This window comes from Micromonospora sp. CA-263727, assembly GCF_050942455.1.
Taxonomy (GTDB): Bacteria; Actinomycetota; Actinomycetes; order Mycobacteriales; family Micromonosporaceae; genus Micromonospora.
The window spans coordinates 1,329,716-1,355,737 of the sequence record NZ_CP192031.1 but is presented as its reverse complement, the minus strand read 5'-3'; the positions used below and the strand labels follow the sequence as shown (position 1 = coordinate 1,355,737).

Here is a 26,022-nt window from a genome sequence, read left to right as displayed (position 1 = left end):
CCGGCCTGCACCCCGTCAGGCGGTGCGACCGGCCGACGGCTGGCTGGGCACCCGGGGGCGCACCGACGGCCGCCAGGCCCGGCCGTTGGCGTAGATGACCCGGAAGCCCAGGTACGAGGCCAGCGGGGCCCAGTGCGCCGAGCCCATCCGCAGCTCGGCCGCGTTGTGCCGCTGGCCGTTGGCGAGCACGTCGAGCAGCACGGTCTCGAACGCCGCCGATTCGACCCAGTCCACCTCGCGGGTGAAGCCGCAGATCAGCGCCGCGCCGGTGACGTCGAGGAACTCGCGCAGCACCGGCTCGGGGGCCCGCAGCACCGAGCAGCTGCCGAAGTAGAGCCGCCGGCCGTCGCAGCGCCCGGCCATCCGCTCGGCCACCTCGGCGAGTTCGACCGAGTGCCAGTCGGTCAGGCAGAGCCGGTTCGGCTCGCCGTGCATGGCGAAGAAGCCGAGCCGGTAGTCGGCGTACTGCTTGAGCAGCCAGCGGTCGATGAAGTAGAACAGCTCGTCCCGGGTCGCCGCGTCCTTGTGGATGAAGCGCACCTTGCCCAGCCGTTCCAGCAGTTCGAGGGTGGGCAGGACGGATCCCCGCTCGTTGAGATCCCGGTGCCACTGGCCCTCGACACAGAAGATGCCACCGCGCGCCACGCCCACCTCCCGGTCGTCGCCCGCGCTGAGGTTACCGGCCGACCCCGGCCAGGGAACATCACCCTCGGTACGCCCGGCTGCGACTTTCCGCCCGGAAGCAATGCCTCTGCCGCACGGTGGGCGGCAATGCCCAGTTCGCAATTCTCAGATATCGCGAATCATGACGGCAGTTCTTGTCAATTGTTACGGAATCATCGTCGGCAGCGACTGGCGGCCAGCGGGCCGCCTTTCGTGGTCGCGACGCCGGCCCGGTACGCGGGCGGGGAATGGCCGGGCGTGCCGGGCCGGCGTCGAACCACCGAGGGGCGATCCCTGCTCAGCTCGCCCTCGGCCAGCGCGGCGCGGTGGCGGGGGGTGCCACCGGCCGGCCGGAGACCGGGTTGCGGGCACCGGGCCGTACCACCGGGGCGGCCACCCGCGGCACCGGACCCCGGGCCGGATAGCCGGCACCCCGGGCTGCCGGATAGCCGGCACCCCGGTCGGTACGCGGCGGGTAACCGGCGGCGCCCCGGTCGGCGCCCGCCGGACGGGCCGCCGGGGGACGGGCCGGCGCAGGCCCGTTCACCAGGAACGGGAACGGCACATGCACGAACGGGTTGCCGTGCCGGATGAGGGCGTCGAGCTGCCGCTCGTTGAGCCCGTGGGTCAGCAGCACCCGCCGCCCCCAGCGGTGCAGCCGGCAGGGGAAGCGGGCGCCGTCGTTGCGGCAGAGCGCCCCCGAGGGCCACTCCTCCGCCGCGTGCACGACCACCGCCCGGACCGCCAGCCGGACATCCTCGGGGGTCAATGGCGTCGTGACCGGCAACTCGCCCAGAATCTGATCGATGGGATCCGTTGACTGCTCATCAACTCGCACGGCAGGCCCCTCCCGCAGCTCCGGTAGCGGTGCGCTTGAGCACCGCACCTCACGTATTGGTACGGCTCCCAATGCGGGATCGTTCAATCCGCCGTAGCGCTTGGCGATAAACGTGTTCAGACCAGTCCGGCGTCGTGTACGAGCAGGGCGACCTGCACCCGGTTATTGAGGCCGAGGCGGGTCAGCAGCCGGGAAACGTACGCCTTGACGGTGGCCACGCTCATGAACAGCTCCGCCGCGATCTCGGCGTTGGTGCGGCCCTGACCGAGGGCCACCGCGACCGCCCGTTCCCGCTCGGTGAGCCCGGCGAGCAGCCGGGCCGCCGGCTCCCGCCGCGGGTCGGCCGGCGTGCCCGTGGTGACGTGCTCGATCAGGGTGCGGGTGACCGTCGGGGAGAGGGTCGCCTCTCCCGCTGCCACCCGGCGCACCGCCCGTACGATCTCGGCCGGCGGGGTGTCCTTGAGCAGGAACCCGCCGGCACCGGCCCGCAGCGCCCGCAGCACGTACTCGTCGGCGTCGAAGGTGGTCAGCACGAGCACCTCGGGAGGCCGGGGCAGGGCGCGCAACGCCTCGGTGGCGGCGAGGCCGTCCATCCGGGGCATCCGGATGTCCATCAGCACCACGTCCGGCCGGCACGCCGCGACCGCACCGACGGCCTCGCTGCCGTCGGCCGCTTCCCCGACCACCCTGAGGTCGGGCGTACCACCGAGGATCATCGACAGCCCGGCCCGCACCAACGCGTCGTCGTCCACGATCAGGATCCGCACCGGCCGGGCCGGTTGCGCCGGCCGTTCCGGCCCGACGGCCTCCGGCTGGGCCACGGGCATCGGCTGGGCCACGGGCATCGGCTCGTCCGCGGACGTCGGCGGGCCGGCCTGGGCGGGCACGGTGCCGGACGAGACGCGGGCGGAGTCGGTCACGACGCCGGCCACGGCAGCCAGGCGGCCAGGCGGAAGTCGCCGGTGTCGTCGCGGCCGTGCTCCAGCCGCCCGCCGGCCAGGTTGACCCGTTCGGCGACGCCGACCAGACCGGTGCCGCTGCCCGGGATCGTCCCGCCGGCCGGCTCCCGCAGCGGCCAGCGGTTGCGGATCTCCACGGTCAGGCCGTCGCCGGGCCCACCGCCGACCTGCACCGTGACGGCCGCGCCGACCGCGTGCTTGCGGGCATTGGTCAGCCCCTCCTGCACGATCCGGTAGACGCTGCGGCCGACCCCGGCGGGCAGCCGGTCCGGCGCGGAGACCCGATCCCGCAACTCGACGCGGACCCCGGCGGCCCGGGACTCGGCGACCAGCGCGGGCAGGTCGGCGAGGGTGGGCTGGGGGCGTTCCGGGTCGGCGGAGAGGAGCACCTCGGCCCGCAGCACACCGATCACCTCGCGCAGGTCCTGCAACGCGGCGTGGGCGCTACCCCGGATCACCCCGGCCGCCCGCGCCACCTCCGAGGCGGGGGCGTCGGGGCGGAACTCCAGCGCCCCGGCGTGCAGGCTGAGCAGCGAGATCCGGTGGGCCAGCACGTCATGCATCTCCCGGGCGATCCGGCTGCGTTCCAACTGCCGGGCCTGGGCCACCCGCAGTTGCTGCTCGGCCTCGGCCCGCTCGGCACGCTCCCGCAGCGACAGCACCAGCTGCCGCCGGGCCCGTACGAACATTCCCCAGGCCAGCACCAGCAGGCCAGCCAGCGTCCCCCATACCAGGTTTATCCAGTAGGAGCCGTTCGGTTCGGGACGCAGCAGGCAGAAGACCGCGTTCGTGGCCAGACCGGCCGCGGTCAACGCCACCGCGACCGCAGTGCGCCGGTGCACCACCACCGTGAAGTAGATGACCAACAGCGCGGCGACGGAGGCGAGGGAGAACATCGTCAACGGCAGGGTCACCAGCGCCAGCCCGAGCGGCCAACGGCGGCGTACCCAGAGCGCCGCCGCACAGGCCAGGCCGATCACCGCGTCGGCGGCGATCATCCAGGGGTACGGCAGCCGTTCGGCGAAGGTCGGCGCCGGGGAGGCGGCGTCCAGGGTGACCACCAGCACCCAGAGAACGGCGACGAGGAAGGTGCTGCTGTCGACCAGCCAGTCGCGGGTGGTCCGCCGGAAACGACGATGCGTCGTGCTCAGCGACCCGGGCAGCAGCCACGGGTGTTCGAGTACGACGACGCTGCTCACAGGCGCAATGGTAGGCAGCCGTCCGGCCACCGGACCAGCTACCAAAGTCGAGACCTGAGCCTCGACCTTGGTCGCGACGAGACCGACCGTCGGCCGCTGCGGTCAGCCGGTTGGCCCGGGCAGGCTGGCCTGCATGATCGCTGTCAACCAGCTCACCAAACGGTACGGGCGGCACACCGCCGTCGAGGACGTGTCCTTCCACTGCGAACCGGGCACCGTGACCGGCTTTCTGGGGCCTAACGGAGCCGGCAAGTCCACCACGATGCGGATGATCTGCGGGCTCACCCCGCCGACCGCCGGCCACGCCACCGTCGACGGGCATCCCTACCGGCAGCTGCCCAACCCGGGCCGCACGGTCGGGGTGCTGCTGGACGCCTCGGCCCAGCACGGCGGGCGAACCGGGCGGGAGGCGCTGGCCGTGGCGGCCACCACCATGGGGGTGCACCGACGGCGGGTCGGCGAGGTGCTCGACCGGGTGGGGCTGGACGCGGTCGCGGCCCGGCGCCGGGTCCGGGCGTACTCGCTGGGGATGCGGCAGCGGCTCGGCCTGGCGCACGCGCTGCTGGGCGACCCCCGGGTGCTGGTCCTCGACGAGCCGGCCAACGGCCTGGACCCGGAAGGGATCTTCTGGATGCGGGGACTGCTGCGCGACTTCGCCGACCGGGGCGGCACCGTGCTGCTCTCCTCGCACCTGCTACGCGAGGTGGAGGCGGTCGCGGACCGGCTGGTGGTGATCGGGGGTGGCCGGATCGTGGCCCAGGGCGACAAGGACGAGCTGCTGGCCGGCGACGGCACGTTGGTGCGGGCCCGCGACCGGGCCGCGTTGCGTGGCGCGCTGGACCGGGCTGGACTGCCGGTCGACGAGGGCACCGACGGGCTGCTGGTCCGCGCCGACCCGGAGGCGGTCGGGCAGGCCGCCGCGGCGGCCGGGATCGCCCTGACCGAGCTGCGGCCGGCCGGTGGCGGGGGCCTGGAGCAGCTCTTCCTCAGCCTCACCACGGCGGCGGACAACGCCGGGCCCAGCACCGTCAAGACCCGCACCGACGCCGCGCCGACCAGGGAGGCCGTCCGATGACCACGATCACCGCCACCGAGATCACCCCCGCCGTCCGGCCCGGTGAGCGCCGGCCGTCGCTGGCCCGGTTGACCGCCGTCGAGCTGCGCAAGCTCGTCGACACCCGGGCCGGCCGCTGGCTGCTGATCACCATCGGCCTGCTCGTCGCCCTCATCGTCGGCCTCCAGTTGGTGTACACGCCGGACGCCGAGCAGACCTTCGTCAACTTCTTCATCCCGTCGCTGCTCCCGGTCGGGGTACTGCTGCCGGTGCTCGGCATCCTGTCGATCACCAGCGAGTGGTCGCAGCGCACCGCGCTGACCACGTTCGCGCTGGTCCCCCGGCGGGAGCGGGTGATCGCCGCCAAGCTCGCCGCCGTGGTGCTGGCGGCCCTGGCGTCGGTGCTGGCGAGCCTCGCCCTCGCCGCCGTCGGAACGTTGATCGCCGATGCCACCGGCGGCGCGGGCAGCTGGCGGATCGAGGGCTCGCTGATCCTGCACGCCGCCGTGTTCCAGGTGGCCAACGTGCTGCTGGGCGCGGGATTCGGCCTGCTCCTCCTGCACACCCCGCTGGCCATCGTGACCTACCTGGTGCTGCCGATCGCCTGGTCGATCGTTGGCGAGCTGGTCCGGCCGTTGCGGCGGGCCGCCGAGTGGCTGGACACCGGACGCACCCTGGAGTCGCTGTTCGGGGCCGAGATGACCGCCGGGCAGTGGGGGCGGCTCGGGGTGTCGTTGCTGGTGTGGCTCGGCGTACCGCTGCTCGCCGGGCTGGTCCGCACGATGCGTCGGGAGGTGACGTGACGGCGTACGGCCCGCCGACCGTGGTCAGCGGCGGCAGCGGGGAGTTGCTGGTGCTCTGGGGCGGGATCCCGGCGGCCGGAGGCGCGGCGGGCTGGCTGCTGGCGGCGGGCGCGGGCTGGGTGGCCAGCCTGCCCTGGGCACCGGTGCAGGGCCTGTTCCGCCTGGTCGACGGAGTGTCCACAGGGTACGCCCTGGGCGGCGGGGTGGGGCTCGGCGTGCTGGCCGGGCTGGTGATCGCCGGGATCGGCACCGCCGAACGGGTCCGGGTCACGGTGGACGGCACCCGGGCACGGCTGCGGCACGGCGGCGCCGAGCGGGAGGTCGGCCGGGCGCAGACCCGGGCGGTCTTCGTCGACGGCCGGGATCTGGTGCTGCTCGACGCGGACGACGGCGAGCTGGCCCGGCAACGCTCCGACCTGCCCGCCGACCGGCTTGCCGGGGCGTTCCGCGAGCAGGGCTGGCCCTGGGTGGCGGAGGATCCACACCGGGCGGCGTACCGGCGCTGGGTGCCCGGCCTGCCGGGGCTGCCGCCCGGGGCGGACGCGCTGCTCCGGGCGCGGCAGGAGGCGGTCGAGCACGACCAGGGCGACGAGGCCCGGGAGTTGCGCGCGGAGCTGGGCCGCTACGGCGTGGTGGTACGCGACGAGGGTAGACGGCAGCACTGGCGGCTGACCCGGCCGGCCCGGCCGTCCGACTGACGCGAACGGGCCGGGCCCCGGTGAGGGACCCGGCCCGCCCAGCGGACGCTCGGATTACCTCCAGGCGTGCTTGTGGTGCTTGTGGCCGTGCGACTTGCCCTTGCCCTTACCCTTGCCGTGCGACTTGCCCGGCGACTTCACGCCGTTCACGGCCGAGGTGTCGAACGCGAAGGTGATCACCGCAGCGGCGATGGCGTCGGAGTTGACGTCGAGGGCGAAGACGTTCACGTTGCCGTGGAGCTTGTACTTCTTCCCCAGCGCCTTGTACAGCGCGGCGTCGGCGCCGTCGGCGACCGGCGTACGGCTGTCGCATGCCTGGTGGTAGCAGGGGTCGTACCACTCCCCCTCGATGCCGCCGAAGAGCGCGACCTCGGCGGCCGTCTTACGGCCCTCCGCACCGGTGAAGAGGCCGCCGGCCGGGATGTCGACGTCGATGAACGCGCCGTAGTCCGAGCGGCCGGTGAAGTCGGACGGCACGGTGGGCAGCTTGCGGGAGGCGAAGAACTTCTCGAACACCTTCTCGATCTGCGCCGAACCCTCCGGCCCCGGGCCGGAACCCTCCTGCGCCGAGTCGTCGCCGTCGTACACCCCGAAGACGTAGTTCGGCGAGCCGACCATGTCGAAGTTGAGGTAGAGGGCGATGTTGCCGACCTGCTGCTCGGTCAGGCTGTCCACGTAGTACTGCGAGCCGATCAGGCCCGCCTCCTCCGCGCCCCACCAGGCGAAGCGAACCGCGTTGTTCGGCTTCACCTTGGCCATCTGGAGCGCGACCTCCAGCAGCGCGGCGCTGCCGGTGCCGTTGTCGTTGATGCCCGGACCGGCCGGGTCCGAGTCCAGGTGCGCCCCGGCCACGACCACGTTGTCCGTGCGGCCCTGCTTGGTCTGGGCGAGGACGTTCTCGGTGCTCCGGACCTCCGAGGTGGTGTCAGCCTCGATCCGCAGGACCAGATCCGACGTCGCCGCGAACTGCGCCCCGGTGTCGTACGACACGGAGACCGCCGGGATGCCCACCGGCGCGCTGAGCGTACCGGCGAAGAGGTCGTAGCGGTCCGGGTTGGCCTCCGGCGTGCCGTTGCCCTGGTTCATGATGATCGCGCCGGCCGCGCCGGCCGCCTCGGCGTTGGCGACCTTGTCGCCGAACCCGCAGGTGCCGCGCTGCATCAGTGCGATCTTGCCGACCACGTCGACGCCGACGAAGTCGCTGGCCTCGCAGCCGGACGTCGAGGCGCGCGGCGGCGTCAGGTTGAGATCCACCGCCACGACCTGCCCCTGCCCGACCCCGTCACCGGAGTAGTCCATCAGGTCGTAGTCGACGCCAGCCTGGTAGCTGGTCGGGTTCGGCGCCACCTGGGCGAAGGAGGAGCCGAACTCCTCGTAGAACGCGAAGTCGAACTGCTGCCGGGTCACCTGGTAGCCGGCCTTCTTCAACAGCCCGGCCACGTAGTCGGCGCTCGCGTCATAGCCCGGTGTGCCGGAGGCACGCGTGCCGTTGTTGGCGTTGGCGATGGCCTGGAACCTGTCGAGGTGCTTGATAACGCCCCCGACCGTCACCGCCCTGGTCAGCTTCTGGACCGAGTTGTTGTTCGAGCTCGCCAACGCCGGGCTTGCCAGCGCCACCGTGCCCAGGAGAGTGCTGGCCGCGATACCGGCGAGCACCTTCCTACCTGAGAAAGGCACCACGATGTGCCACGTCCTTCCTCTGCGGTCATCCGGCTCCCGTACCCCCGTGCGCCGGATGTTTGTGCAATCTTGATGCACCTCGATGCCAGGGCAAAGTGCCTGTTCAGCTGTGCTGGACAGACGTTCGGCCCAGCACGGCACCTGTCTCGGGGATTGCCGCGGTCCATTGGCGACTCCGGCCGCCGGCAAAACGGTCGACAGTACGAAGTGGCCTGGTTACGGGCCGCCGAGGATCGGTGGCGATGATCGAACTTTCGCCGCCAGGCCCGCTACCGTCTCCCATCTGGGGAGGTACGTCGATGTACGTCGTGTCGGTAATCAACTACAAGGGTGGGGTCGGCAAGACCACGGTGACCGCCAACCTCGGGGCCGAGCTGGCCAACCGCGGGATGAAGGTGCTGCTCATCGATCTCGACCCGCAGGCCAGCCTGACCTTCGGCTTCTACGACCCGGACGACTGGCGGGAACGGCTGCGCGACAGCCGGACCATCAAGCGCTGGTACGACGGTCTGCGCGAGGGCGCCGCCGCGGTGACCCTGGGTGATCTGGTGGTGTCGCCCGGCCCGGCGAACGCCCGGCTCTCCGGCACCGGCCGGCTGGACCTGATCGCCTCGCATCTGCAACTGGTCGACATCGACCTGGCGCTGGCCCGCAGTGTGGCGGGCGGCGAGGAGTACGACGCGGAGCTGTTCCGGGTGCGCGGCTCGCTCGACGAGGGGCTGCTCGCCGACGGCCTGGACCCGTACGACATGGTGCTGATCGACTGCCCGCCGAACTTCAACATGGTCACCCAGTCGGCCATCATCGCCAGCGACCACCTGGTCATCCCGGCCAAGGCCGACTACCTGTCCACCCTGGGCATCGACTACCTGTACGGCAACGTGCGGGAGCTGGTCGACCAGTACAACGCCGACGCCCGCCGATTCGCCACCGTACGCCGGCACCAGAAGGTCGCCCCCGACGTGGCCGGCGTGGTCTTCACGATGATCCAGTTGTTGGCCCGGCAGCCGATCGCCACCCACCAGCGCTACATGGACCAGGTACGCAACCTGGACCTTCCGGTCTTCCCGACCGCGCTGCGGGAGAACGCCACCCTCTATGCCACGAACACCCCCCGCGGCGTGCCGGTGGTGCTGCGCGACCGGGTCACCGTCCCCGCCGTCCGCGAGGAGCTGCGGAATCTCGCCACCGAGTTCCTCGACCACCTGCAACCCACCCGAGTGCCGGCATGAGCGAGCGGAGCGAGCGAATCATCAGGCTCAGCGCGGATGTGCCTCATGACGGCACGGGAGCGAAGCGGAGTGCCGGCATGAGCGAGCGGAGCGAGCGAATCATCAGGCTCAGCGCGGATGTGCCTCATGACGGCACGGGAGCGAAGCGGAGTGCCGGCATGAGCGGCCAGGGCGGCGTGGCATCGATCCTGGCCGCCGAGCGGCTCGCCGCCATGACCAGCCGCGCCGACGGTACGGCGTACCTGTCGGGCTGGCCGCTGCGCGCCCTGCGGGAGTTGGCCGCGGGCCTGGGGCTGCGCAGCGTCGGCGGGCTGCGCAAGGCCGAGCTGGTCGAGCGGATCGTGGAGGGCACCATCGGCTACCGGCTCAGCTCCATCGCCCTGCGGCAACGCTGACGTTCCGTCGAGTGAGAAGGTCGACGCCAGCGGGTATGCCGGGCGAATGGCAGGCATGATTCCGGACATCACGCTGAACGACGGCACCACCATCCCACAACTGGGCTTCGGGGTGTTCCAGATCGACCCGGCACAGACCGCCCAGGCGGTACGCACCGCCCTGGACATCGGCTACCGGCACATCGACACCGCCGAGATGTACGGCAACGAGGCCGAGGTCGGTGCGGGGGTGCGGGCGGCGGGGCTGGCCCGGGAGGATGTTTTCATCACCAGCAAGCTGCACAACGGCTGCCACCGCCCCGACGACGCCCGCGCCGCCTTCCGGTCGACGCTGGACGCACTGCGGACCGACTACCTCGACCTGTTCCTCATCCACTGGCCGCTGCCGACCCGCTACGGCGGCGACTTCGTCACCACGTGGAAGGTGTTGGAGGAGTTCAAGGACGGCGGCCGGGCCCGCTCCATCGGGGTGTCCAACTTCCAGGTGCCGCATCTGGAGCGGCTGGCCGACGAGGCGGACCTGGTGCCCGCGGTGAACCAGATCGAGGCGCACCCGTACTTCACCAACGACGAGGTGCGCGCGTACGGCGCGAAGAACGGCATCGTCACCCAGGCGTGGTCGCCGATCGCGCAGGGTGCGGTGCTCGGCGACCCGAGCATCGCCGACCTCGCCGAGCAGGTCGGCCGCACGCCGGCCCAGGTCGTGCTGCGTTGGCACGTGCAGCGCGGCGACGTCATCTTCCCGAAGTCGGTCACGCCGAAGCGGATCGAGGAGAACTTCCAGCTTTTCGACTTCCAGCTGGACGACGCCGCGATGGAGCAGGTCACCCTGCTGGACCAGGGCGAGGCGGGACGGCAGGGCGCCAACCCGGACACCTTCGACTACCTCCCCACCTGAGTCCCGGCACCGTACCGGGTTGACCTCGAGTGCGCTCGAAGACGCAGGCTGGTGCCGGCGTCCACATCTCGGGCGCAGGAGAGGAGTTCCCATGCGGTACCGCACGATCGGCTCCGACCCGCGTACCCGGCGCGAGGTCAGCGTGCTCAGCCTCGGCGCGATGCTCTTCGGCACGAAGACCGACGAGGCCACCTCGTACGCGATCCTGGACCACTTCGTCGAGGCGGGCGGCACCTTCATCGACACGTCGAACAACTACGCGTTCTGGATGGACGGCGGTCAGGGCGGCCAGAGCGAGGAGCTGCTCGGCCGGTGGCGGCGCAGCCGGGGGGTCGGCAACGAGATCGTCGTCGCCACCAAGCTCGGCGCGCGGCCGCTGGCCCCCGGCACCAGTTACCTCGACAATCCCGAGGGGCTGTCGGCGAAGGTGATCCGGGAGTCCGCCGAGCGCAGCCGGGAGCGCCTCGGGGTCGACCGGCTGGACCTGCTCTACGCCCACATCGAGGACCACACCGTCCCGCTCCGGGAGACCGTGGAGGGCTTCGCCGAGCTGGTCGCGGAGGGCACGGTGGGGCTGCTGGGGGTGAGCAACCACCGGTCGTGGCGGGTGGAACGGGCCCGCGCGCTGGCCGCCGCGGCGGGCCTGCCCGGGTACGAGGTGCTCCAGTACCACCGCAGCTACCTGCCGAGCCGGTTGGACGGTCCGGCCGACCTCGACCGGGACGGCAACGTGGGTGCGGTCGGCGGCGACCTGACCAGCTACCTGCGGGCCGAGCCCGGCCTGACCCTGATCTCGTACGGGTCGCTGCTGTGGGGGGCGTACACCCGGCCGGACAAGCCGCTCGGCCCGGCGTACGACCTGCCGAGCGCACCGGTCCGGCTCGCCGCGCTGCGGGAGGTGGCGGAGCAGACCGGGGCGACGGTCAACCAGGTGGTGCTGGCCTGGCTGATCGACGGTGACATACCGACGATCCCGCTGGTGGGAATCTCGTCGGTGGCCCAGTTGGCGGAGTGCCTCGGCGCCGTCGACCTGGAGCTGACGCCCGAGCAGCGGCACCGGCTGGACACCGCCTGGTAACGGGGGCCGGCAGCGGCCCGACGGCCCCTGCCGGCGGGTGGCGCGAACCGGTGTGCCGGGCGTCGGGCGGCCGCCGCTAGATCTGATCTAGCGGCGGCCGCTCACCGTCTCGCGCCAGCGGAGGGAAGCTGGCCTACAACCACCGCCGGCCGCCGTCGTTGTAGCAGGCGGCCGGCCACGCGCAATTTTGTCGTACGCGTGCGTTGTGGTGGGACGGCAGGCGGAGACGTCGCGACGTGACGCTCGTGGCCCCGCAGGTTCCCCGAGCGAAAGGATGTTCAGAGATCATGAGTAGACGCACCACCGGCCTCGCCATCGAGGCCGAGGGTCTGACCCGGTCGTTCGGCGAGACCCGGGCGCTCACCGGCATCGACCTCAAGGTGCCGGCCGGCGCCGTGTACGGGCTGCTCGGCCCGAACGGCGCCGGCAAGACCACGGCGGTGCGGGTCCTGGCCACGTTGCTGCGCCCCGACGGCGGGCAGGCGCGGGTGTTCGGCCACGACGTGGTCACCGAGGCCGACGCGGTCCGGGCCAGGGTCAGCCTGACCGGCCAGTACGCCTCGGTGGACGAGGACCTGACCGGCACCGAGAATCTGGTCCTGCTGGGCCGCCTGCTCGGGCTCCGCAGGCCGGCCGCCCAGCAGCGGGCAGAGCAGTTGCTGGCCGCGTTCGGGCTGACCGAGGCGGCCGGGCGGCAGGTCAAGAAGTACTCGGGCGGCATGCGGCGGCGCATCGACATCGCGGCGAGCATCCTCAACACGCCCGACCTGCTGTTCCTCGACGAGCCGACGACCGGGTTGGATCCACGCAGCCGCAACCAGGTGTGGGAGATCGTCCGCGCGGTGGTGGCGCACGGCACGACCGTGCTGCTGACCACGCAGTACCTCGACGAGGCTGACAAGCTGGCCGGCCGGATCGCGGTGGTCGACCACGGCCGGGTGATCGCGGAGGGCACCCCGGGCGAGCTGAAGTCGTCGGTCGGTTCCGGCACCGTGCACCTGCGGCTGCGGGACCCGGGGCAGCGGCCCGAGGCCGAGCGGGTACTGCGGGCGGCGCTGGGCGTACCGGTGCAGTTGGAGCCGGATCCGGTGGCCATGACGGCCCGGGTCGGCGGGGACGGCAGCGACCTGGACGCCAGCGCGCAGGCCGCGAAGGCGCTGAGCGAGCTGTCCCGCGCCGGGATCGTGGTGGACGACTTCTCGCTCGGCCAGCCGAGCCTGGACGAGGTCTTCCTGGCCCTGACCGACCACCCCGCCGAGGCCGAGCGGGACGACGAGCTGGAGGCAGCCCGATGAGCAGCGACACCGCCACCACGGCCGACCGGGCGGCGGCGGTCTACGTGCCCTCGACCGAAGCGTTGGCGACGGTCCTCGCGCCGGGCGCACGACCGCCCCGGCCGAGCCCGCTGTCGGCGTCGCTGACCTTCAGCTGGCGCGCCCTCCTGAAGATCAAGCACGTGCCGGAGCAACTGTTCGACGTGACGGCGTTCCCGATCATCATGGTCCTGATGTTCACGTATTTGTTCGGCGGTGCGCTCGCCGGCAACCCGCGTGACTATTTGCAGTTCTTCCTGCCGGGCATCATGGTGACCAGCGTCGTGATGATCACCATGTACACCGGCGTCGGCCTGAACACCGACATCGAGAAGGGCGTCTTCGACCGGTTCCGGACGCTGCCGGTGTGGCGGCCGGCCGCCCTGGTCGGCATGATCGTCGGGGACGTGCTCCGCTACATCCTCGCGGCGGTGGTGATCCTCACCGTCGGGCTGGTGCTCGGCTTCCGCCCCGACGGCGGCCTGCTCGGGGTGCTGGCCGGGATCGGCCTGCTGGTGATCTTCTCGTTCGCGTTCTCGTGGGTCTGGACCCTCTTCGGGCTCGTGCTACGCAGCGAGAAGTCGGTGATGGGGGTCAGCATGATGGTGCTGTTCCCGCTGACCTTCCTCAGCAACGTCTTCGTCGACCCGTCCACCATGCCCGGCTGGCTCCAGGCGTTCGTCAAGGCCAACCCGATCACGCACCTGGTCTCGTCGGTACGTGCCGCGATGGCCGGCACCACGGACGCCTCCAGCCTGATGTGGACAATCGCCTGGAGCGCCGTCTTCGTGGTGGTCTTCGGCACCCTCACCATGTACCGCTACAACCGCCGCTAGTCCCGTGATCTTGGTACGGAAGCTCCCCGCCCGGGGCGCATCCGTACCAAGATCCGGCGGTCGGGGGTGGTCAGAGACGCCAGGGGATGGGGGTGGGCGGCAGGTAGCAGCAGGCGGTGCCGGTGGAGATCGCGGCGCGCAGGTGAGCGGCGAGCGGGGGATGCCGCTCGTCGAGGCGACGCAGGGTGTCCCGGATGCGGGCGGTGACCGTCTTGCGGGCCCGTTCCGCTTCGTCACCAAGCCGGCGGGTCCGCCCGGCCAACCCGGCAGCCGCCCGCAACTGATCGATCAACGCACGCCGCTCGGCGTCCAGGGCGGCCGCCTTCGGCTGGTCGCCGCGGGCGGCCGAGCGGTCGATCTCGTCGTCGAGCCGGGTCAGGTGGCGCCGGTAGCGGGTCTTCGCCTCGTCGTCGAGCACCTGGTCACCACCCATGCGGCGGGCGGCGACGAGTTCCGGCCCGGCGGCCGGGTCGAGCAACTCGACCGCGGGCACCTCGACACCCGGGCGGCCGAGCAGCAGCCGCAGGTCGTGCAGCCCCTTCGCGTCGGGCAGGTGCGCCGTGGCACCGTCGTAGGTGAGCCGCCACACCGCGCCGTCGCGCCGGAACTCGTAGGCCAGGGCCATCCCCGCCCCACCCGACACAGCCCCACCCGACGCGACCCCAGCCGGCACAGCGCCGCCCGACGTGCCCACCGACCCGGCCGGGGTGGGCTCGGGCGCCGTCGTCCTGCCCGCCGGGGCGTCGGCGAGCCGGGCGAGCACCTGCCGCATGCCGAGGGTGCGGGCCTCGGGTTCGACGGTGGCGCGCAGCACGGCGGCGGTGGCCGCGTCGCCCGGACGGCCCCGGTTGGTGAGGGCGTCGGCGAGAGCGGCGCGGGCGATGAGCGACCATGGTCGGGCACCCATCCGGTCGGCGCTGTCGCGGGCGGCGGAAAATCCGGCGACCGCGTCGTCCCAGCGCTGCTCGGCGGCGTCGACAACGGCCAGCCAGTGGTCGACCGGGCCGCTGACGTCGCAGCCATACAGGGCCACCAGCCACTGGCCACGGTATGGCAGCAGGGCCTGCCGGGCCTCGGCGCAGCGCGCCGGGTCGGCGACGGTGGCCTGGGCGCGCAGCCGCTGCCAGAGTGGGGAGATCGACCCGCTGTACCGGGTGCCGGCGGCTTCTAGCTGTGCGGCGAGCCGGGCGGCGGTGTGGTGATCGCCGCGCTCGGCAGCGGTGATCGCCCGGAGCAGTTCCCGGTGCGGGTGGCCGGTCGTGGCGAGCCCGTCGATCACGCCATCGGCCTCCTCGAACCGCCCCTGCAACAGCCGCAGCGACCAGCGCAGATGGTGGCCGAGGAAGGCGTGGTCAGCGTGCTCCCACGCGTCGAGGTCAAGTTCGGCGTAGTCGGCTTCGGCACCGGCGAAGTCGCCCCGGAAGGCGCTGGTGATGCCGTTGTCGATAGCGGTGGCCATCCGGTGCCGGGGCTTCTCGGTCTGCCGCCCGGCGGTCACGAAGGCGGTGAGTTCGGTCAGGTAGCCGGGGTCGCCGAGTTCCAGCAGCGCCACCCAGCGCAGCGAGGTGGACCACAGCTCAGCCTCCTGGTCACCGCCGCGCCGGGCGACGTCGCGGATCTCGGCGGTGAGGGCGGCCCGGTCGGCCGCGGTGCCCATGCCCCAGGTGGCGTCGTGCCGGGCCCAGAGGGTGAAGGCGAGCGCCTCGTCGTCCCGGCCCTGACGGGCGACGGCCTCGGTGGTGGTGATCAGGCCGGTGATGAGCGTGCCGACCGGGGCATCGCGCTCCGGCTCCCCGATGAGCCGCCGGTACGCCTCCCGCACCAGCGCGTCGGTGTCGACGCCGAGACCGGGGTTGATCTGGTGGTGGCGGTGGATGTTGACGGCGAACCGGGCCAACAGGGCCGGCTCGTCCACACCCAGTGCCAGGGCGGTGGTGTCGGCAAGCAACTGGCGCGCCTCGTCGCGGTCGCCGGTGTGGAACAGCCGGTCGGCCAGCTCCATCATGATCTTGACTCGTTGGGGGGCGTCCGGCACGACCTGCAACGCGCGCCGGAAGTGGACGGTCGACTCCTCCAGCGCCAGCCGGCAGCTGGCATCCCGGGCGGCGGCGATCAGCAGGTCGGTGGCGCGCCCCGCGTCGAGGCGATCGCCGGCGAGCCAGGCGTGACGGGCCAGGTCGGCCGGGATCAGGAACTGACCGAGCGCGGCGTGCCCATCCACGGCGCGCACCACGGCGGCGTGGCGGGCCCGGCGGTCGTCGTCGGCGAGGCCGTCGTAGAGCGTCTCCCGGACCAGGTCGTGGGCGAAGGCGTACCGGCAGTCGCCGCCGTCGAGCACGAGCCGCGCGGTGACCGCGACGTCGAGAAGCTGGTCGAGCCGGGCCGGCGTCAGGCCGGCACCGGCCGCCAGGATCTCGCCGTGGAACTCCCGGCCCAGCACGGCGGCGACGGTGAGCGCGTCGACCACCGCCGTGGGCAGGTGGTCCAGCCGCCGGCGCACCACCTCGCGCACGCCGGGCGCGAGGCCGGTCACCGCGCCCGTGGTGTGCCACAGCCGGGCCGTCTGCTCGACGAAGAAGGGGTTGCCGCCGGTGCTCAGATGCACGTCGTCGACGCAGTCGGGGGTGGGCTCCCGGCCGGCGGTGCGGGCCATCAGCGCGCCGACCTCGTCGCGGGACAGGCCGGTGAGCGTAACCGTGGTGGCCTTGGCCACCAGCGACATCAACAGCGGGCGCAGCGGATGCCCGCCGGACTCGACCTCGGCGTCCCGGTACGTCCCGACGAACAGCAGCCGCTCGAACCAGGTGTGCCGGGCGGCGAACTGGAGCAGCCGCATCGACGCCGCGTCGGCCCAGTGCAGATCGTCCAGGATCACCATGACCGGCCGCCGCTGGGAGACGGCGACCAGCGCGGTGGTGACCGCGTCATAGAGGGCGAACGCCTCCTGCTCGGCCGCCTCCCCCTCGCCCGGCGCACCGGCCGAGGCCAGCGGGCCCGTCGGGGTCAGCGGGCCGCCATGGGCGCCAGCCGGTGCCAGCGCGCCCGGGTCGGCCGCCGCCGGGCCGGTCGCCTCGCCGAGCAGCAGGGCGAGCGCCGGCTCGGCGGACTCCCGGGCCACCGCCCAGTCGTCGGGCGACCGGCGCAGCCCGCGCAGAATCTGCACCCAGGGCCAGTATCCGGGTGCGCTGGCCGAATCCCAGCAGGCCGCGCCGAGCACCAGCGCACCCTGCCGGCGGGCCTCGTCGGCGGCGGCGGTCACCAGGGTCGTCTTGCCGATGCCGGGCTCGCCGGTGACCAGGACGAGGCCGCCGTGACTTTGCGCGGCGCGGTCGACCTCGGCGCGCAGCAGGCCGGCGGGATGCTCCCGCCCGATCATGACTCCGCCGCCCCGCGCCTTCATGGCAACCGACGGTAGCCGAACCGACCGACACCACGAGCATTCCCCGACCGGCCGGGCGACGCCCGCCGACCGGTGACCGGCGGTGGGCCGGCGACAGGTCGACGGGCGTCGGTCCCGGACGACCCGGCCCTGCCGTAGGCGCGGGGCGTCGTGGACGGTCAGGGTCAGCGGGCGTCGGTGACCACGTGGGCGCAGGCGGCGCAGGCGGCCGGGCCCTGCTCGCCGTACCACCGGCAGGTCCGCCGGATGGCGCAGCGCGGCAGGTCGATCTCGGGCGGACCGACCGTCTCCGCGTACGAGGACACCAGGCGTTCGCCGAGGCCACAGTGCTCGCCGGTCCAGAAGCCGCACCGGCTGGTGACGCAGGGACCGGCGAGCCGGTACCGCCCCTCCACCGGACCGCCCGCCTCCGCCGCCGCGTCGACGGCCACCTCGGCCGGCAGTGCCGGGGTGACGTAGGCGACCCGACCCGCCGGGGTGATCATGCCGAGGAAGACCGTGGCGTTGGCCACGGGCGTGCTCGGGCACATCCGCTCCGACGGGTCCGGCCCCTGCGGCGACTGGGTCACTTCTGCAACCAGAAGCCGATGTCGTTGATCTTCTGGCCGAGGTCCTGGGCGAACGGACCGTCGATCACCCAGAGGCCGTACCACTCGGGTCGCAGCCGCAGGTTGGCGTGACCGAGGGCGAGCGGGGTGGTGAGCTTGGCGCCGGCGACCGAGAGCGCGGCCAGGCCGGCCTTCTGGATCTCGGCGGCGATCTGGCTCTGCTGTTCGGATGTGAGGTCGACGCCGTCGACCACGAAGCGGAACTCGTGGCGTGCCATGCTGTTTCCTCCGGTTCGTCAGTACGTGTCGGTCCGCAGCCCGCGCCGCAGGGCCGCCCTGGTGAAGGCCGCCCAGCCGGAACGGGAGGCGGCGTCGGCGTGGCCCACCTGGTGCCGCCACGTCGCGGCACCGGCGCTACGCACGCCCCACAACTGCCGGCTGGCCGCGATCGCGAAGGCGACCTGATCGGCCGATCCGGTGAATCCGGCGTCGCCGTCGACCACCCGCAACCCGCCGCCGGCCACGACGGTGACCTGCCCGAACCGGTGATGCAGGCTGGCCAGGGTGGCCAGGTGGGCGGCGTCGACCCGGCCGGCGGCGAAGGCGACCGACGGCCGGTCGTCCACCACCACCCGGATGGCGTGCAGGGTGAACGCGTGCCCGGCGAGGTCGGCCTGGCCGGCCATCTCGGTCGGGACGCTCCAGCCACGCGGTGAGTTCGCCGACCAGAACGCCAGCCAGGCGCTCAGCCGCTCGTGCAGGTCGGGCTGGAGGGCCGCCGGGGCGGCCAGACGTGCGGTGGCGATCCGGTCGTAGGTGACCGCCGGTCGTGCCGGGCCGGCCGGGACGGCCGCGACGGCGGGTAGGGCGGCGACGGGTGCGGTGACGGCGGCGGCCGAGGCGACCGCGGTGCCGGCGAGCAACCCGCGCCGGGACAACAGAGCTGATGGGGATTTCATGGTCCGCCTTTCCTCGACGGCCTGCGCATTCCCCACGCTATCGGCGGCGACAGATCACCTGAATCACCGTTCTATCGGGACGACGACACGAATTCCGGTGATCGAGGCTGGCGTAAATTCGCTTATTCTGCATGGCATCGCCGCTGGCCAGGGCACCGCCAGGAGTTACCGTCGGGCAACTGCCACCGGATTCAGGTGAGCCAGGATCGCCTGATTGGCCTCCCAGCCGTCGGGAAACCTGACCGGCACGTCCAACTGCGGCACATCGGTCGACGGATGGGCGTCCAGCAGCTCGCCGATGCCCGCCCGGGCCACCACGATGCAGGCCTGCCGGTGCCGGGAGGCGAGCACACAGAGCCGCCCCGACTCCAGGTGGAACGCGGTCGCGTCGCGCCGGCCGGAGAGCGGGTGCAGCACGATGGTCAGGTCGTACTCGCGGCCCTGGAGCCGGTTGGCGGTGTCGACGGTGACGGCCGCACCGGCCTCGCCGAGGTGCGCCCGGATGGCCGCGACCTGGTCGCGGTGCGCGGCCCCGACGGCGATCCGGTCCGCGGTGACCGGCGCGCCGCCGGGTGCCTGCTCACAGACCGCGATCGCGCCGCGGCGCAGCACGCGGAGCGCGAGCGCGGCGCACGCGGCGGCGGCCTCGGCGTCGGTACGCAGGGTGTGCCGGGCGGGCAGCTCGTACAGCGCCCAGCCGGTGGCGACGGCCAGCTCCACCGCCCGGTCGACGGCGTCACCCGGCCCGGCCCCGGTCAGATGCAGGGCCCGGTCGGCGGACGCGGTGCCGGCGCGGAACCCGGTGAACGGGTAGAACGCCCGGGACACCACCGGGGCGGCCGAGGCGGGCAGCCGCCAGGAAACCGGCAGCCGGTGCACCGGCAGCTGCGGGTTGTGCCGCAGCAGCACCGCCACCGCCGACTGCATCGGATCCCAGGTCAGCCCCGCCCAGCGGCCGGCCTCCACCGTGGAGAACGGGTCGAGCTGCCCCGGGTCCCCCACGAACAGGGCCCGCTCGAACCGTCCGGCCACCCGCAACAGGGCGTCCGAACGCATCTGGTACGCCTCGTCCACGATCGCCCACGGCCAGCAGCCCTCGGTGACCGTGGCCCACTTGGCGGCCGTACCGATGACGACGGCCGACGCGGACAGGTCGGTGACCTTCGCGGCGACCCTGACCTGCTCGTGCGCCCGCACCCGCTCCGACGGCCGGTAGTCGCCGGCGGAGAGCCGGCCGACGCGCAGCTCGGGCGCCTTCCGGGCGAGCCGGTCGATCAGATCGTCGACCTGCTCGTTGGTCTGCGCGATGATCATCAGCGGCTCGCCGCTGCCGGCCAGCTCCACGGCGGCCCGGACGACCAGGGTCGACTTGCCGGCACCGGGCGGCGAATCGACCACCACCCCCCGGTGCCCGCCGGACCGCAGGTCGGCCAGGACCACGGTGATCACCTGCTCGGCTTCGACTCCCGGCGGCACCGCCAGTTGCGACCGCATCGATCCCACCCCCATTCGGCCGTCCCGCACCCTACCGCTGGCCGGCCTGCCCCGCCCTTGGTCGCCGACGGCTGGTCCCGCGCCACCGGCCAGGCCGCCACCCGACGCCGTTTCCTCGACTACTTGCCACACCCGACTAGTCTGATGTACAACTAGTCAGGAAAGCAAAATACCTCGATGAAGCGACTACTCGAAGGACGGTGCTACAAGCGATGGGGGCCACTGTCGACCCGGCAACAGGCTGGCTCCGCGCGGGCCTGGGGCTGGCCATCCTGGCCGTCCTCACCGAAGGCGAGCGGCACGGCTACGCGCTGGCCCAACGGTTGGCCGAGTTCGACCTCGGCCCCATCCGCGGCGGCGCGCTCTACCCCGTGCTGGGCAGGCTGGAGGCCGAGGGATCAGTGCGCTCCGACTGGCTGCCCGGCGACCGCGGCCCGGGGCGGAAGGTCTATTCGATCACGACGGCGGGCCGGCAACGGCTGGCGGCGGAGCGCGCCCAGTGGGGCGACTTCACCGCGGCCTTCGACCGGCTACTCACGGCAACTGGGGAGGACAGAAAATGACGGAGCCGTTCGAGCGATGGGAACTACCGGCCCGACTCGCCCTCGGCGACCAGGGCATCGGCTACCACCTCGCCAACCCGATCATCGCGGACGTCCGGGCACACTGCGAGTTCAGCGGGCAGAACCCGTACGACGCCTTCGGATCCCCCGAGGAGTTCGCCCTGGCCGCAGCCGCCGACCAGCCGGCGCACCTGCGGGAGAACGTGGACCGGCACGGCATGCTGCCGACCGACTATCTCAGCGGCACGATCTTCATCCTGGTGTTGCTCGGGACGGCCACCGCGGTCTTCTACGCCATCCTGGGACGGACCCTCAGCTTCGCCGCCACGCCCGCGTTCCTGACCGGACTGATCATGATCGGCCTGGCCCTCTTCGCCGGCAGCGTGCCCCGGGCGGTGCGGGCCAGCGGCCACCCACGCCTGGCGAACTGGACACTCACGCTCGTCGGCCTCTTCGGCGCGCTCAGCGTCGCGAGCTTCATGCTCCTGCCGAAGGAGCCGGTCATCCGGGTCCCGCTGCTCGCCATCGTCACGGTCTCGATGCTCCTGCTCTGGCTGATGACCCGCCAGCCGGCCCGACCGAAGCAGCCGGTCGAATACGCCCCGCCCACCCCGCGCACCGCGCCGGCCGACGACACCGCCGCCTGGTGCCAGCGCCTCTCCGGCCTCCTGGTCGGCCGCTACGACCTCCCGCCGCAACGGGCCGCCGAACTGGCCCGCGAGGCCCACGACCACCTCACCGCCACCGGCAACACCCCCACCGCCGAGTTCGGGCCGGTCGAGGAGTACGCCCGCGACCTCGCCCAACACGAGCCGGAGCGGAAGCTGCCCTTCTGGAGCGGCACCGGCGCCCAACTGGTCGCCGCGCTGGCCACGATCAACCTCGGGATTCTCGCCTTCAACAGCTGGACGGACGAGGGCCAACTCTGGGCCGCGTACGGCGTCGCCCTGCCCGCCACCGCAGCCGCCATCTACGCCGCGATCCGGCTTGGCCTGCGCCTGCTCAAACGCCGCTGACCGGACACCGTGACCTGCTGGCCGGCCCTCCGGGTCCGGCCAGCAGCCGTGCCCAGCGACCACCGGCACCAAGCTACGAGTGATCCGCACCCGTGACGCGCTGAGCGGCAATGATCGTGTCGACCGGCAGGTCCAGCACCCACAACACCGCCGCCAGGTAGTCCAGCACCCGCCAGTGCTGCTCCTCGGTCAACCCGAGCCGTCGCCAGGCACCGCCGCCCGGGCCGGCCGCACCGACCGGACCACCCAGGGCCCCGCCGAGTTGCGCCGCAAGGTGGGTGGCGAGCCGTGGACGGTCGATCCCGAGCAGGTACGGCGCCAACTCCGCGTCGGAGGCCACCAGACGCATCCAACGGCTCACCACGCCACGCACCCCGGCCGGCCCCAGCCAGTCGAAGGCGTTGCGGGGGCAGGCCACCAACTCCGTCGTCCGCATGCCCATGGATACGGACCGTTCTACTTGATCAGTTCATCCGCGCAACTACCACCGGCCCATCGGGCCGCGCCTTCACCCGCGCCGTCGCAACCGTCGAGCCACGTACCCTCCAGCGGCGACCGCACCGGCGGTGACGGCCACGCCGGCGGCAAGGCAGGCGAGCCGCCCGGCCCTGTGCCGCTCGGCCACCGTCTGCTCGGGAAGTGCGATCGACGCCGCTTCGTCTGTCGTTCGAGCGCGCCCTGGGCCGTCTTCCGGAGGACCGGCGACAAGCGCGGCGAGATACCTCTCGTCAAGAACGGCGGTGAAGCGGCGGGCCCGACGGGACGTCTCGGCCCTCCTCCGCGGCCCTCGCGCTTCGGCCCAGAAGCGCCGCCCCGCCGCGCCTTCGAAGAACTGGTCGGCGAGGATTTCGAGATGTGGTTCGCTCAGCACATCGACCTCCCACATCAGCTGCCAGTGGGTGACGATCAGATTGGTGTAGACGTGCTTACGGAACCACTCCACGTCCGACGACTCCTCGATCGGTCCCCAGCACTCAAGCAGCCCAGGATCGTCGATCGCCATCTTCAGCAGATCGGTGTGCAGAGCCCGAAGCGTCTGCTCACGAGCCGCCTTCGCCTCTCGCGCCTGGATGATCAGCGAAGTCACCACACCGCTGAGCGCCAGGCCAGCGAGGATCGCGGACGCCGCGCCGTACGCCACCCCGACGCTGCCGAGTAACGCCCTGGATTCGGCGGTGTCCCCAACGCGGATTCTCCCGGGCCAGCCGAAGTATGACGTCCCGGAGCTCGTCGCTGACGGGTGGCCGGCCGGGCCGGTTCGGGTAGGTCCAGCGGCGTCGGCTATACCGTAACGGCGTATCCGGGCGCGGGTGCGTGTACAACCGCTCAGCGTCCGGCTGGACCATCGCGGAGCTGGCCCGGTCCATGAAGGACTACTTGAAGGGATAGCTGGACGATGTCAGACCGCTGCAGACTTTGATCCACGGTCTGGGTCGAAGACCCGCTCCATCATCACGGCGCTGCTCCGCCGGCTCAGGAACCGGCTCATGATCACACCCAGCTGATTGGATCGCCCGTCGATCACCGACGGGCCCGGGTCCCGGCGTTCGAGATGGGCCATGGCGGTGGCGACGACGTCCTCGGGCGTCCGCGTCCGCCCGGAGGTCAGCACGCTGGCGCCCGTGCCCATTTCGGTGGTGAAGTCCGTGGTGGTGGCGCCGGGGCAGACGGCGAACACAGTGAGGCCCGTGCCCCGCAGCTCCGTCCAGAGGGACTCGGTAAAGCTGAGCACGAATGCCTTCGCGGCGCTGTAGACGGCCATCCTGGGTGAGGGAAAGTAGGCGGAGACACTTGCCACGTTGATGATGAAGCCGTTGCCGGCGCTGAGCATCTGCGGCATGAACGCGGCCGTCAGCTGGACCGGTGCCGCGACGTCGACGGCGATCTCCGCGGCGAGGCGTCCGGTATCCGCCTCGGCGAACCGGGCGAACGTGCCGAACCCAGCATTGTTGATCAGCGCGGTGACCGCTACGCCTCGGTCGGCGACGGCCTCACGAAGCTCAGCCGCGGCGGCCGGGCGTGCGAGATCCAGGGGGATCGCCTCGACACGAACGCCGTACGTGCGGTGGAGTTCGTCCGCCGCCTGCGTCAACCGCTCGGCGCGGCGAGCGACAAGCACGAGGTCCGAACCGCGCGCTGCCAAGGCCGTGGCGAAGACGGCGCCGATCCCGGAACTCGCCCCGGTGAGAAGAACCGTCTGCGCGTGATAGTCGATCGTCATTGGGCGCTACCTTTCAGAAAATTGCCGACCGGGGGTCGATGTCAGAAGACGGCGGGTGGCTGCGTCCGGCCGATCGTCGACGCGCAGGTGCCGCCGGCAGCGCCGGGTCCGGTTCGGACCAGCCGCTACAGCGTGATCACGACTTTTCCGTGGACGTGCCCGCTCCGTTGCAGCGTCACGGCCTCTCGGATCTGTTCGATGGGAAAGCTCGCCGCGACAGGCACCACCAGCCGGCCACCGGCGATCGCGTCGGTGATCCGTTCCAGCGCTACCGGGGTCGCATCGATCGCGCCGGTCGTCCGGACCCCCGTCGGTTGCGGCGGACCCGCGACGATCGTGGAGATCCGCCGCGGGGCGACTCCGAGCATCAGGGCCGCCGCCACGGTCTCGGTGCCGACGAGTGCCGTGGCCGCGGTGATCCGTGGCGGCGCGAGTGCTCGCAGACGCTCGACGAGGCCGGGGCCGTAGGTGACGGGCCGCGCACCCAGCTGCCGGAGGAACTCGGCGGTTCCCGCCGAGCCGGTCCCGATCACGGTCGCGCCCGCGAGCCTCGCCAACTGCACCGCGAACACGCCGACACCGCCCGCGGCGCCGCCGATCAGGACGGTGTCACCGTCGCGCAGTCCGATCGCGTGAAGCGCCGCGTCCGCAGTGAGGCCCGCGACGCACAGGGTGCTCGCCACCTCGTCGCTGATGCCCGCGGGCGTGTGCCGCAGTGGCGCTTCGTCCAGTTTGACCACGGCGACTTTGACCACGGCGACGTCGGCAACGGCGCGGCCCAGCGCGCTGCCAAAGACACGGTCGCCCACGGAGAAGCCCGCCACACCCGCGCCGACCTCGTCCACGACCCCCGCCAGATCCTGGCCAAAGCCTGCCGGCGGGGTGACACCGAAACTGGCCGCCAATGCGGGCATCGACGAGAGCATCCAGTCCATCGGATTGAGGCCGACGGCCGCAACCCGAATCCGGACCTCCCCCGGACCGGCATGCGGCTCCGCGACGTCACGTAGTTCAAGGACTTCAGGTCCGCCGAACGACTCGTAGATGACGGCGCGACTCACACGATCTCCCAACTCTCGGTCCTCGCCGGAATCGATCGGGCCGAGGTCGACCACATCGCCGCGAAACAGCTCCGCGGTGGCCGGGCCGGCGCCGACGCCGCCTTGAGTCAACAGGGCTACGAACCAGCCGTCCAAGACCTGTTCCGCACCCCGTCATGCAGAACTGACATAACGGGTAGGCTACGGACATGGCCGACCGTGAGCCTCGCCCGGCAGCGCCCAGGAACGGCCCCGACCTGGACCTGAGACTTGTCCGCTACTTCATGGCCGTCGCCGAGCACCTCAGCTTCACCCGCGCCGCAACGGCGCTGCGCATCGCCCAGCCGTCGTTGAGCCGCCAGATCCAGCGGCTTGAGGACACCCTCGGTGTCCGTCTGATCGAGCGCACCACTCGGGGCGGCAGGCTCACCGCCGCCGGCGAAGCCTTCCTCCCCCAGGCGCAGGCCCTCCTGCACGGCGCCGACCGGGCGGTACGCGCCGCACGTCGCGCCACGTCGCCGCACACGATCACCATCGGCTACGTCGAGGACCTCGTCGTCACCCCCGCGGTCCGCGACCTGCGCCGCCGCCACCCCGACGCGCACGTCCGCACCCGTCACCTGGACTGGCACGAGGCCCGTGCCCTGCCCGATCACCGGGTCGACGCGCTGGTCAGCCGCACGCCCTTCGCGATCCCCACCGATGGCCTCGATGTCATCGTGCTCTACGAGGAGCCGCGGGTGCTCGTCCTGCCCGCCTCCCATCGCTTGGCGGAGAAGGAGTGCGTCGGCCCGGGCGACTTCGCCGACGAACCGATGGTGGCCTGTGCCGGGGTGCCGGCGACGTGGACCAGTTTCTGGCGACTCGAACCCCGCCCGGACCATCACCCGACGCCACTTGCCCCGCTGCTCGCCGACACCATCGAAGACAAACTCGAAGCCGTCGCCGCCGGGCAAGCCGTCGCACTCGTTGCCGCCAACGACCCGCGCCTGACCCGGCGGGACGACCTTGTCGCCGTCACCGTCGAAGGAATCGAGCCCTGCCACGTTGTCGTCGCTACTCGCCAGGGGGACGCCAGCCCACTCGTCGACCAGTTCCGGCAGTCGGCACAGGCTTGCCTCGTCCGTCGATGACC

Annotated in this window: 26 protein-coding genes; 12 read left to right on the top strand and 14 right to left on the bottom strand. The window is 72.2% G+C overall.

Going from position 1 to position 26,022, the window contains the following annotated elements; translation table 11 throughout:
• Positions 1–15 precede the first annotated feature (15 nt).
• From ACQPYA_RS06320 to ACQPYA_RS06305, 4 genes are all read right to left on the bottom strand, one after another.
• Complete coding sequence (locus ACQPYA_RS06320) at positions 16–645, bottom strand: DUF6642 family protein (RefSeq protein WP_433531701.1); 630 nt, start codon at positions 643–645, stop codon at positions 16–18.
• A 316-nt stretch (positions 646–961) separates the two neighbouring features.
• Positions 962–1,501 (bottom strand): hypothetical protein, encoded by a 540-nt coding sequence (locus ACQPYA_RS06315; RefSeq protein WP_433531700.1) that lies wholly within the window; start codon positions 1,499–1,501, stop codon positions 962–964.
• 116 nt (positions 1,502–1,617) lie between these two features.
• The gene (locus tag ACQPYA_RS06310) at positions 1,618–2,328 is read right to left on the bottom strand and encodes a response regulator (RefSeq protein ID WP_433533395.1); all 711 of its coding nucleotides are present in this window, start codon (positions 2,326–2,328) and stop codon (positions 1,618–1,620) included.
• 89 nt (positions 2,329–2,417) lie between these two features.
• On the bottom strand, positions 2,418–3,659 hold the full coding sequence (locus tag ACQPYA_RS06305; protein ID WP_433531699.1) for a sensor histidine kinase: 1,242 nt from the start codon (positions 3,657–3,659) through the stop codon (positions 2,418–2,420).
• Positions 3,660–3,792: 133 nt separating this feature from the next.
• Here ACQPYA_RS06305 and ACQPYA_RS06300 point away from each other — a divergent pair, with 133 nt between their 5' ends.
• From ACQPYA_RS06300 to ACQPYA_RS06290, 3 genes are read left to right on the top strand one after another with little or no spacing between them, the layout of a single operon-like run.
• Positions 3,793–4,734 (top strand): ABC transporter ATP-binding protein, encoded by a 942-nt coding sequence (locus ACQPYA_RS06300; protein WP_433531698.1) that lies wholly within the window; start codon positions 3,793–3,795, stop codon positions 4,732–4,734.
• On the top strand, positions 4,731–5,516 hold the full coding sequence (locus tag ACQPYA_RS06295) for an ABC transporter permease (RefSeq protein ID WP_433531697.1): 786 nt from the start codon (positions 4,731–4,733) through the stop codon (positions 5,514–5,516). The genes ACQPYA_RS06300 and ACQPYA_RS06295 overlap by 4 nt, the downstream gene beginning before the upstream one ends.
• Positions 5,513–6,214 (top strand): YqeB family protein, encoded by a 702-nt coding sequence (locus ACQPYA_RS06290; RefSeq protein WP_433531696.1) that lies wholly within the window; start codon positions 5,513–5,515, stop codon positions 6,212–6,214. Before ACQPYA_RS06295 ends, ACQPYA_RS06290 begins: the two co-directional genes overlap by 4 nt.
• Before the next feature lie 54 nt (positions 6,215–6,268).
• Here ACQPYA_RS06290 and ACQPYA_RS06285 read toward each other — a convergent pair whose 3' ends face one another.
• Positions 6,269–7,894, bottom strand: coding sequence for a M20/M25/M40 family metallo-hydrolase (locus ACQPYA_RS06285; RefSeq protein ID WP_433531695.1), 1,626 nt, complete (start codon positions 7,892–7,894; stop codon positions 6,269–6,271).
• A 299-nt stretch (positions 7,895–8,193) separates the two neighbouring features.
• Here ACQPYA_RS06285 and ACQPYA_RS06280 point away from each other — a divergent pair, with 299 nt between their 5' ends.
• The 6 genes from ACQPYA_RS06280 to ACQPYA_RS06255 all read left to right on the top strand — a co-directional run bounded on the left by ACQPYA_RS06280 (position 8,194) and on the right by ACQPYA_RS06255 (position 13,646).
• Entirely contained in the window at positions 8,194–9,126 is a 933-nt protein-coding gene (locus tag ACQPYA_RS06280) for a ParA family protein (protein ID WP_433531694.1), read from the top strand.
• Positions 9,127–9,284: 158 nt separating this feature from the next.
• Positions 9,285–9,521 (top strand): Rho termination factor N-terminal domain-containing protein, encoded by a 237-nt coding sequence (locus ACQPYA_RS06275; RefSeq protein ID WP_433531693.1) that lies wholly within the window; start codon positions 9,285–9,287, stop codon positions 9,519–9,521.
• A 46-nt stretch (positions 9,522–9,567) separates the two neighbouring features.
• Complete coding sequence (locus ACQPYA_RS06270) at positions 9,568–10,419, top strand: aldo/keto reductase (protein ID WP_433531692.1); 852 nt, start codon at positions 9,568–9,570, stop codon at positions 10,417–10,419.
• A 91-nt stretch (positions 10,420–10,510) separates the two neighbouring features.
• Positions 10,511–11,497 carry an aldo/keto reductase gene (locus ACQPYA_RS06265; protein WP_433531691.1) on the top strand — a complete coding sequence of 329 codons (987 nt, stop codon included), beginning with the start codon at positions 10,511–10,513 and terminating at the stop codon, positions 11,495–11,497.
• A 287-nt stretch (positions 11,498–11,784) separates the two neighbouring features.
• Positions 11,785–12,792: an ATP-binding cassette domain-containing protein gene (locus ACQPYA_RS06260; RefSeq protein ID WP_433531690.1), complete on the top strand. Its 1,008-nt coding sequence runs from the start codon at positions 11,785–11,787 to the stop codon at positions 12,790–12,792.
• On the top strand, positions 12,789–13,646 hold the full coding sequence (locus ACQPYA_RS06255; protein ID WP_433531689.1) for an ABC transporter permease: 858 nt from the start codon (positions 12,789–12,791) through the stop codon (positions 13,644–13,646). The genes ACQPYA_RS06260 and ACQPYA_RS06255 overlap by 4 nt, the downstream gene beginning before the upstream one ends.
• Before the next feature lie 70 nt (positions 13,647–13,716).
• Here ACQPYA_RS06255 and ACQPYA_RS06250 read toward each other — a convergent pair whose 3' ends face one another.
• The 5 genes from ACQPYA_RS06250 to ACQPYA_RS06230 all read right to left on the bottom strand — a co-directional run bounded on the left by ACQPYA_RS06250 (position 13,717) and on the right by ACQPYA_RS06230 (position 20,047).
• Positions 13,717–16,992 (bottom strand): ATP-binding protein, encoded by a 3,276-nt coding sequence (locus tag ACQPYA_RS06250; RefSeq protein WP_433533394.1) that lies wholly within the window; start codon positions 16,990–16,992, stop codon positions 13,717–13,719.
• A 218-nt stretch (positions 16,993–17,210) separates the two neighbouring features.
• A complete protein-coding gene (locus ACQPYA_RS06245; protein WP_433531688.1) occupies positions 17,211–17,615 on the bottom strand; it encodes a hypothetical protein in 405 nt (134 codons plus the stop codon).
• Positions 17,612–17,872, bottom strand: a complete 261-nt coding sequence (locus tag ACQPYA_RS06240; protein ID WP_433531687.1) for a hypothetical protein — start codon at positions 17,870–17,872, stop codon at positions 17,612–17,614. The genes ACQPYA_RS06245 and ACQPYA_RS06240 overlap by 4 nt, the downstream gene beginning before the upstream one ends.
• Positions 17,873–17,890: 18 nt before the next feature.
• Complete coding sequence (locus ACQPYA_RS06235) at positions 17,891–18,553, bottom strand: hypothetical protein (RefSeq protein ID WP_433531686.1); 663 nt, start codon at positions 18,551–18,553, stop codon at positions 17,891–17,893.
• A gap of 165 nt (positions 18,554–18,718) precedes the next feature.
• On the bottom strand, positions 18,719–20,047 hold the full coding sequence (locus ACQPYA_RS06230) for an AAA domain-containing protein (RefSeq protein ID WP_433531685.1): 1,329 nt from the start codon (positions 20,045–20,047) through the stop codon (positions 18,719–18,721).
• Positions 20,048–20,259: 212 nt separating this feature from the next.
• Between ACQPYA_RS06230 and ACQPYA_RS06225 the strand changes: the two genes are divergently transcribed.
• Both ACQPYA_RS06225 and ACQPYA_RS06220 read left to right on the top strand, forming a co-directional pair.
• Positions 20,260–20,610 carry a PadR family transcriptional regulator gene (locus ACQPYA_RS06225; protein ID WP_433531684.1) on the top strand — a complete coding sequence of 117 codons (351 nt, stop codon included), beginning with the start codon at positions 20,260–20,262 and terminating at the stop codon, positions 20,608–20,610.
• Positions 20,607–21,626, top strand: a complete 1,020-nt coding sequence (locus ACQPYA_RS06220) for a hypothetical protein (RefSeq protein ID WP_433531683.1) — start codon at positions 20,607–20,609, stop codon at positions 21,624–21,626. Before ACQPYA_RS06225 ends, ACQPYA_RS06220 begins: the two co-directional genes overlap by 4 nt.
• Before the next feature lie 73 nt (positions 21,627–21,699).
• Here ACQPYA_RS06220 and ACQPYA_RS06215 read toward each other — a convergent pair whose 3' ends face one another.
• The 4 genes from ACQPYA_RS06215 to ACQPYA_RS06200 form a co-directional block, all read right to left on the bottom strand.
• Complete coding sequence (locus ACQPYA_RS06215) at positions 21,700–22,068, bottom strand: globin (RefSeq protein ID WP_433531682.1); 369 nt, start codon at positions 22,066–22,068, stop codon at positions 21,700–21,702.
• A 66-nt stretch (positions 22,069–22,134) separates the two neighbouring features.
• On the bottom strand, positions 22,135–22,767 hold the full coding sequence (locus tag ACQPYA_RS06210; RefSeq protein ID WP_433531681.1) for a DUF6082 family protein: 633 nt from the start codon (positions 22,765–22,767) through the stop codon (positions 22,135–22,137).
• A 258-nt stretch (positions 22,768–23,025) separates the two neighbouring features.
• Positions 23,026–23,847, bottom strand: a complete 822-nt coding sequence (locus ACQPYA_RS06205) for an SDR family NAD(P)-dependent oxidoreductase (protein ID WP_433531680.1) — start codon at positions 23,845–23,847, stop codon at positions 23,026–23,028.
• Between the two features lie 125 nt (positions 23,848–23,972).
• Complete coding sequence (locus ACQPYA_RS06200) at positions 23,973–25,043, bottom strand: NADP-dependent oxidoreductase (RefSeq protein WP_433531679.1); 1,071 nt, start codon at positions 25,041–25,043, stop codon at positions 23,973–23,975.
• 53 nt (positions 25,044–25,096) lie between these two features.
• Between ACQPYA_RS06200 and ACQPYA_RS06195 the strand changes: the two genes are divergently transcribed.
• Positions 25,097–26,020 (top strand): LysR family transcriptional regulator, encoded by a 924-nt coding sequence (locus tag ACQPYA_RS06195; protein ID WP_433531678.1) that lies wholly within the window; start codon positions 25,097–25,099, stop codon positions 26,018–26,020.
• The last annotated feature ends 2 nt before the right edge of the window (positions 26,021–26,022 follow it).

What these genes read in the sequence shown, in the direction of transcription:
- ACQPYA_RS06260 (WP_433531690.1), top strand. Translation starts at nt 11,785, where the DNA reads ATGAGTAGACGCACCACCGGCCTCGCCATCGAGGCCGAGGGTCTGACC.
- ACQPYA_RS06265 (WP_433531691.1), top strand. Translation starts at nt 10,511, where the DNA reads ATGCGGTACCGCACGATCGGCTCCGACCCGCGTACCCGGCGCGAGGTC.
- ACQPYA_RS06255 (WP_433531689.1), top strand. Translation starts at nt 12,789, where the DNA reads ATGAGCAGCGACACCGCCACCACGGCCGACCGGGCGGCGGCGGTCTAC.
- ACQPYA_RS06220 (WP_433531683.1), top strand. Translation starts at nt 20,607, where the DNA reads ATGACGGAGCCGTTCGAGCGATGGGAACTACCGGCCCGACTCGCCCTC.
- ACQPYA_RS06300 (WP_433531698.1), top strand. Translation starts at nt 3,793, where the DNA reads ATGATCGCTGTCAACCAGCTCACCAAACGGTACGGGCGGCACACCGCC.
- ACQPYA_RS06240 (WP_433531687.1), bottom strand. Translation starts at nt 17,872, where the DNA reads ATGGCACGCCACGAGTTCCGCTTCGTGGTCGACGGCGTCGACCTCACA.
- ACQPYA_RS06275 (WP_433531693.1), top strand. Translation starts at nt 9,285, where the DNA reads ATGAGCGGCCAGGGCGGCGTGGCATCGATCCTGGCCGCCGAGCGGCTC.
- ACQPYA_RS06225 (WP_433531684.1), top strand. Translation starts at nt 20,260, where the DNA reads ATGGGGGCCACTGTCGACCCGGCAACAGGCTGGCTCCGCGCGGGCCTG.
- ACQPYA_RS06235 (WP_433531686.1), bottom strand. Translation starts at nt 18,553, where the DNA reads ATGAAATCCCCATCAGCTCTGTTGTCCCGGCGCGGGTTGCTCGCCGGC.
- ACQPYA_RS06310 (WP_433533395.1), bottom strand. Translation starts at nt 2,328, where the DNA reads ATGCCCGTGGCCCAGCCGGAGGCCGTCGGGCCGGAACGGCCGGCGCAA.
- ACQPYA_RS06230 (WP_433531685.1), bottom strand. Translation starts at nt 20,047, where the DNA reads ATGCGGTCGCAACTGGCGGTGCCGCCGGGAGTCGAAGCCGAGCAGGTG.
- ACQPYA_RS06295 (WP_433531697.1), top strand. Translation starts at nt 4,731, where the DNA reads ATGACCACGATCACCGCCACCGAGATCACCCCCGCCGTCCGGCCCGGT.
- ACQPYA_RS06280 (WP_433531694.1), top strand. Translation starts at nt 8,194, where the DNA reads ATGTACGTCGTGTCGGTAATCAACTACAAGGGTGGGGTCGGCAAGACC.
- ACQPYA_RS06270 (WP_433531692.1), top strand. Translation starts at nt 9,568, where the DNA reads ATGGCAGGCATGATTCCGGACATCACGCTGAACGACGGCACCACCATC.
- ACQPYA_RS06215 (WP_433531682.1), bottom strand. Translation starts at nt 22,068, where the DNA reads ATGGGCATGCGGACGACGGAGTTGGTGGCCTGCCCCCGCAACGCCTTC.
- ACQPYA_RS06195 (WP_433531678.1), top strand. Translation starts at nt 25,097, where the DNA reads ATGGCCGACCGTGAGCCTCGCCCGGCAGCGCCCAGGAACGGCCCCGAC.
- ACQPYA_RS06205 (WP_433531680.1), bottom strand. Translation starts at nt 23,847, where the DNA reads ATGACGATCGACTATCACGCGCAGACGGTTCTTCTCACCGGGGCGAGT.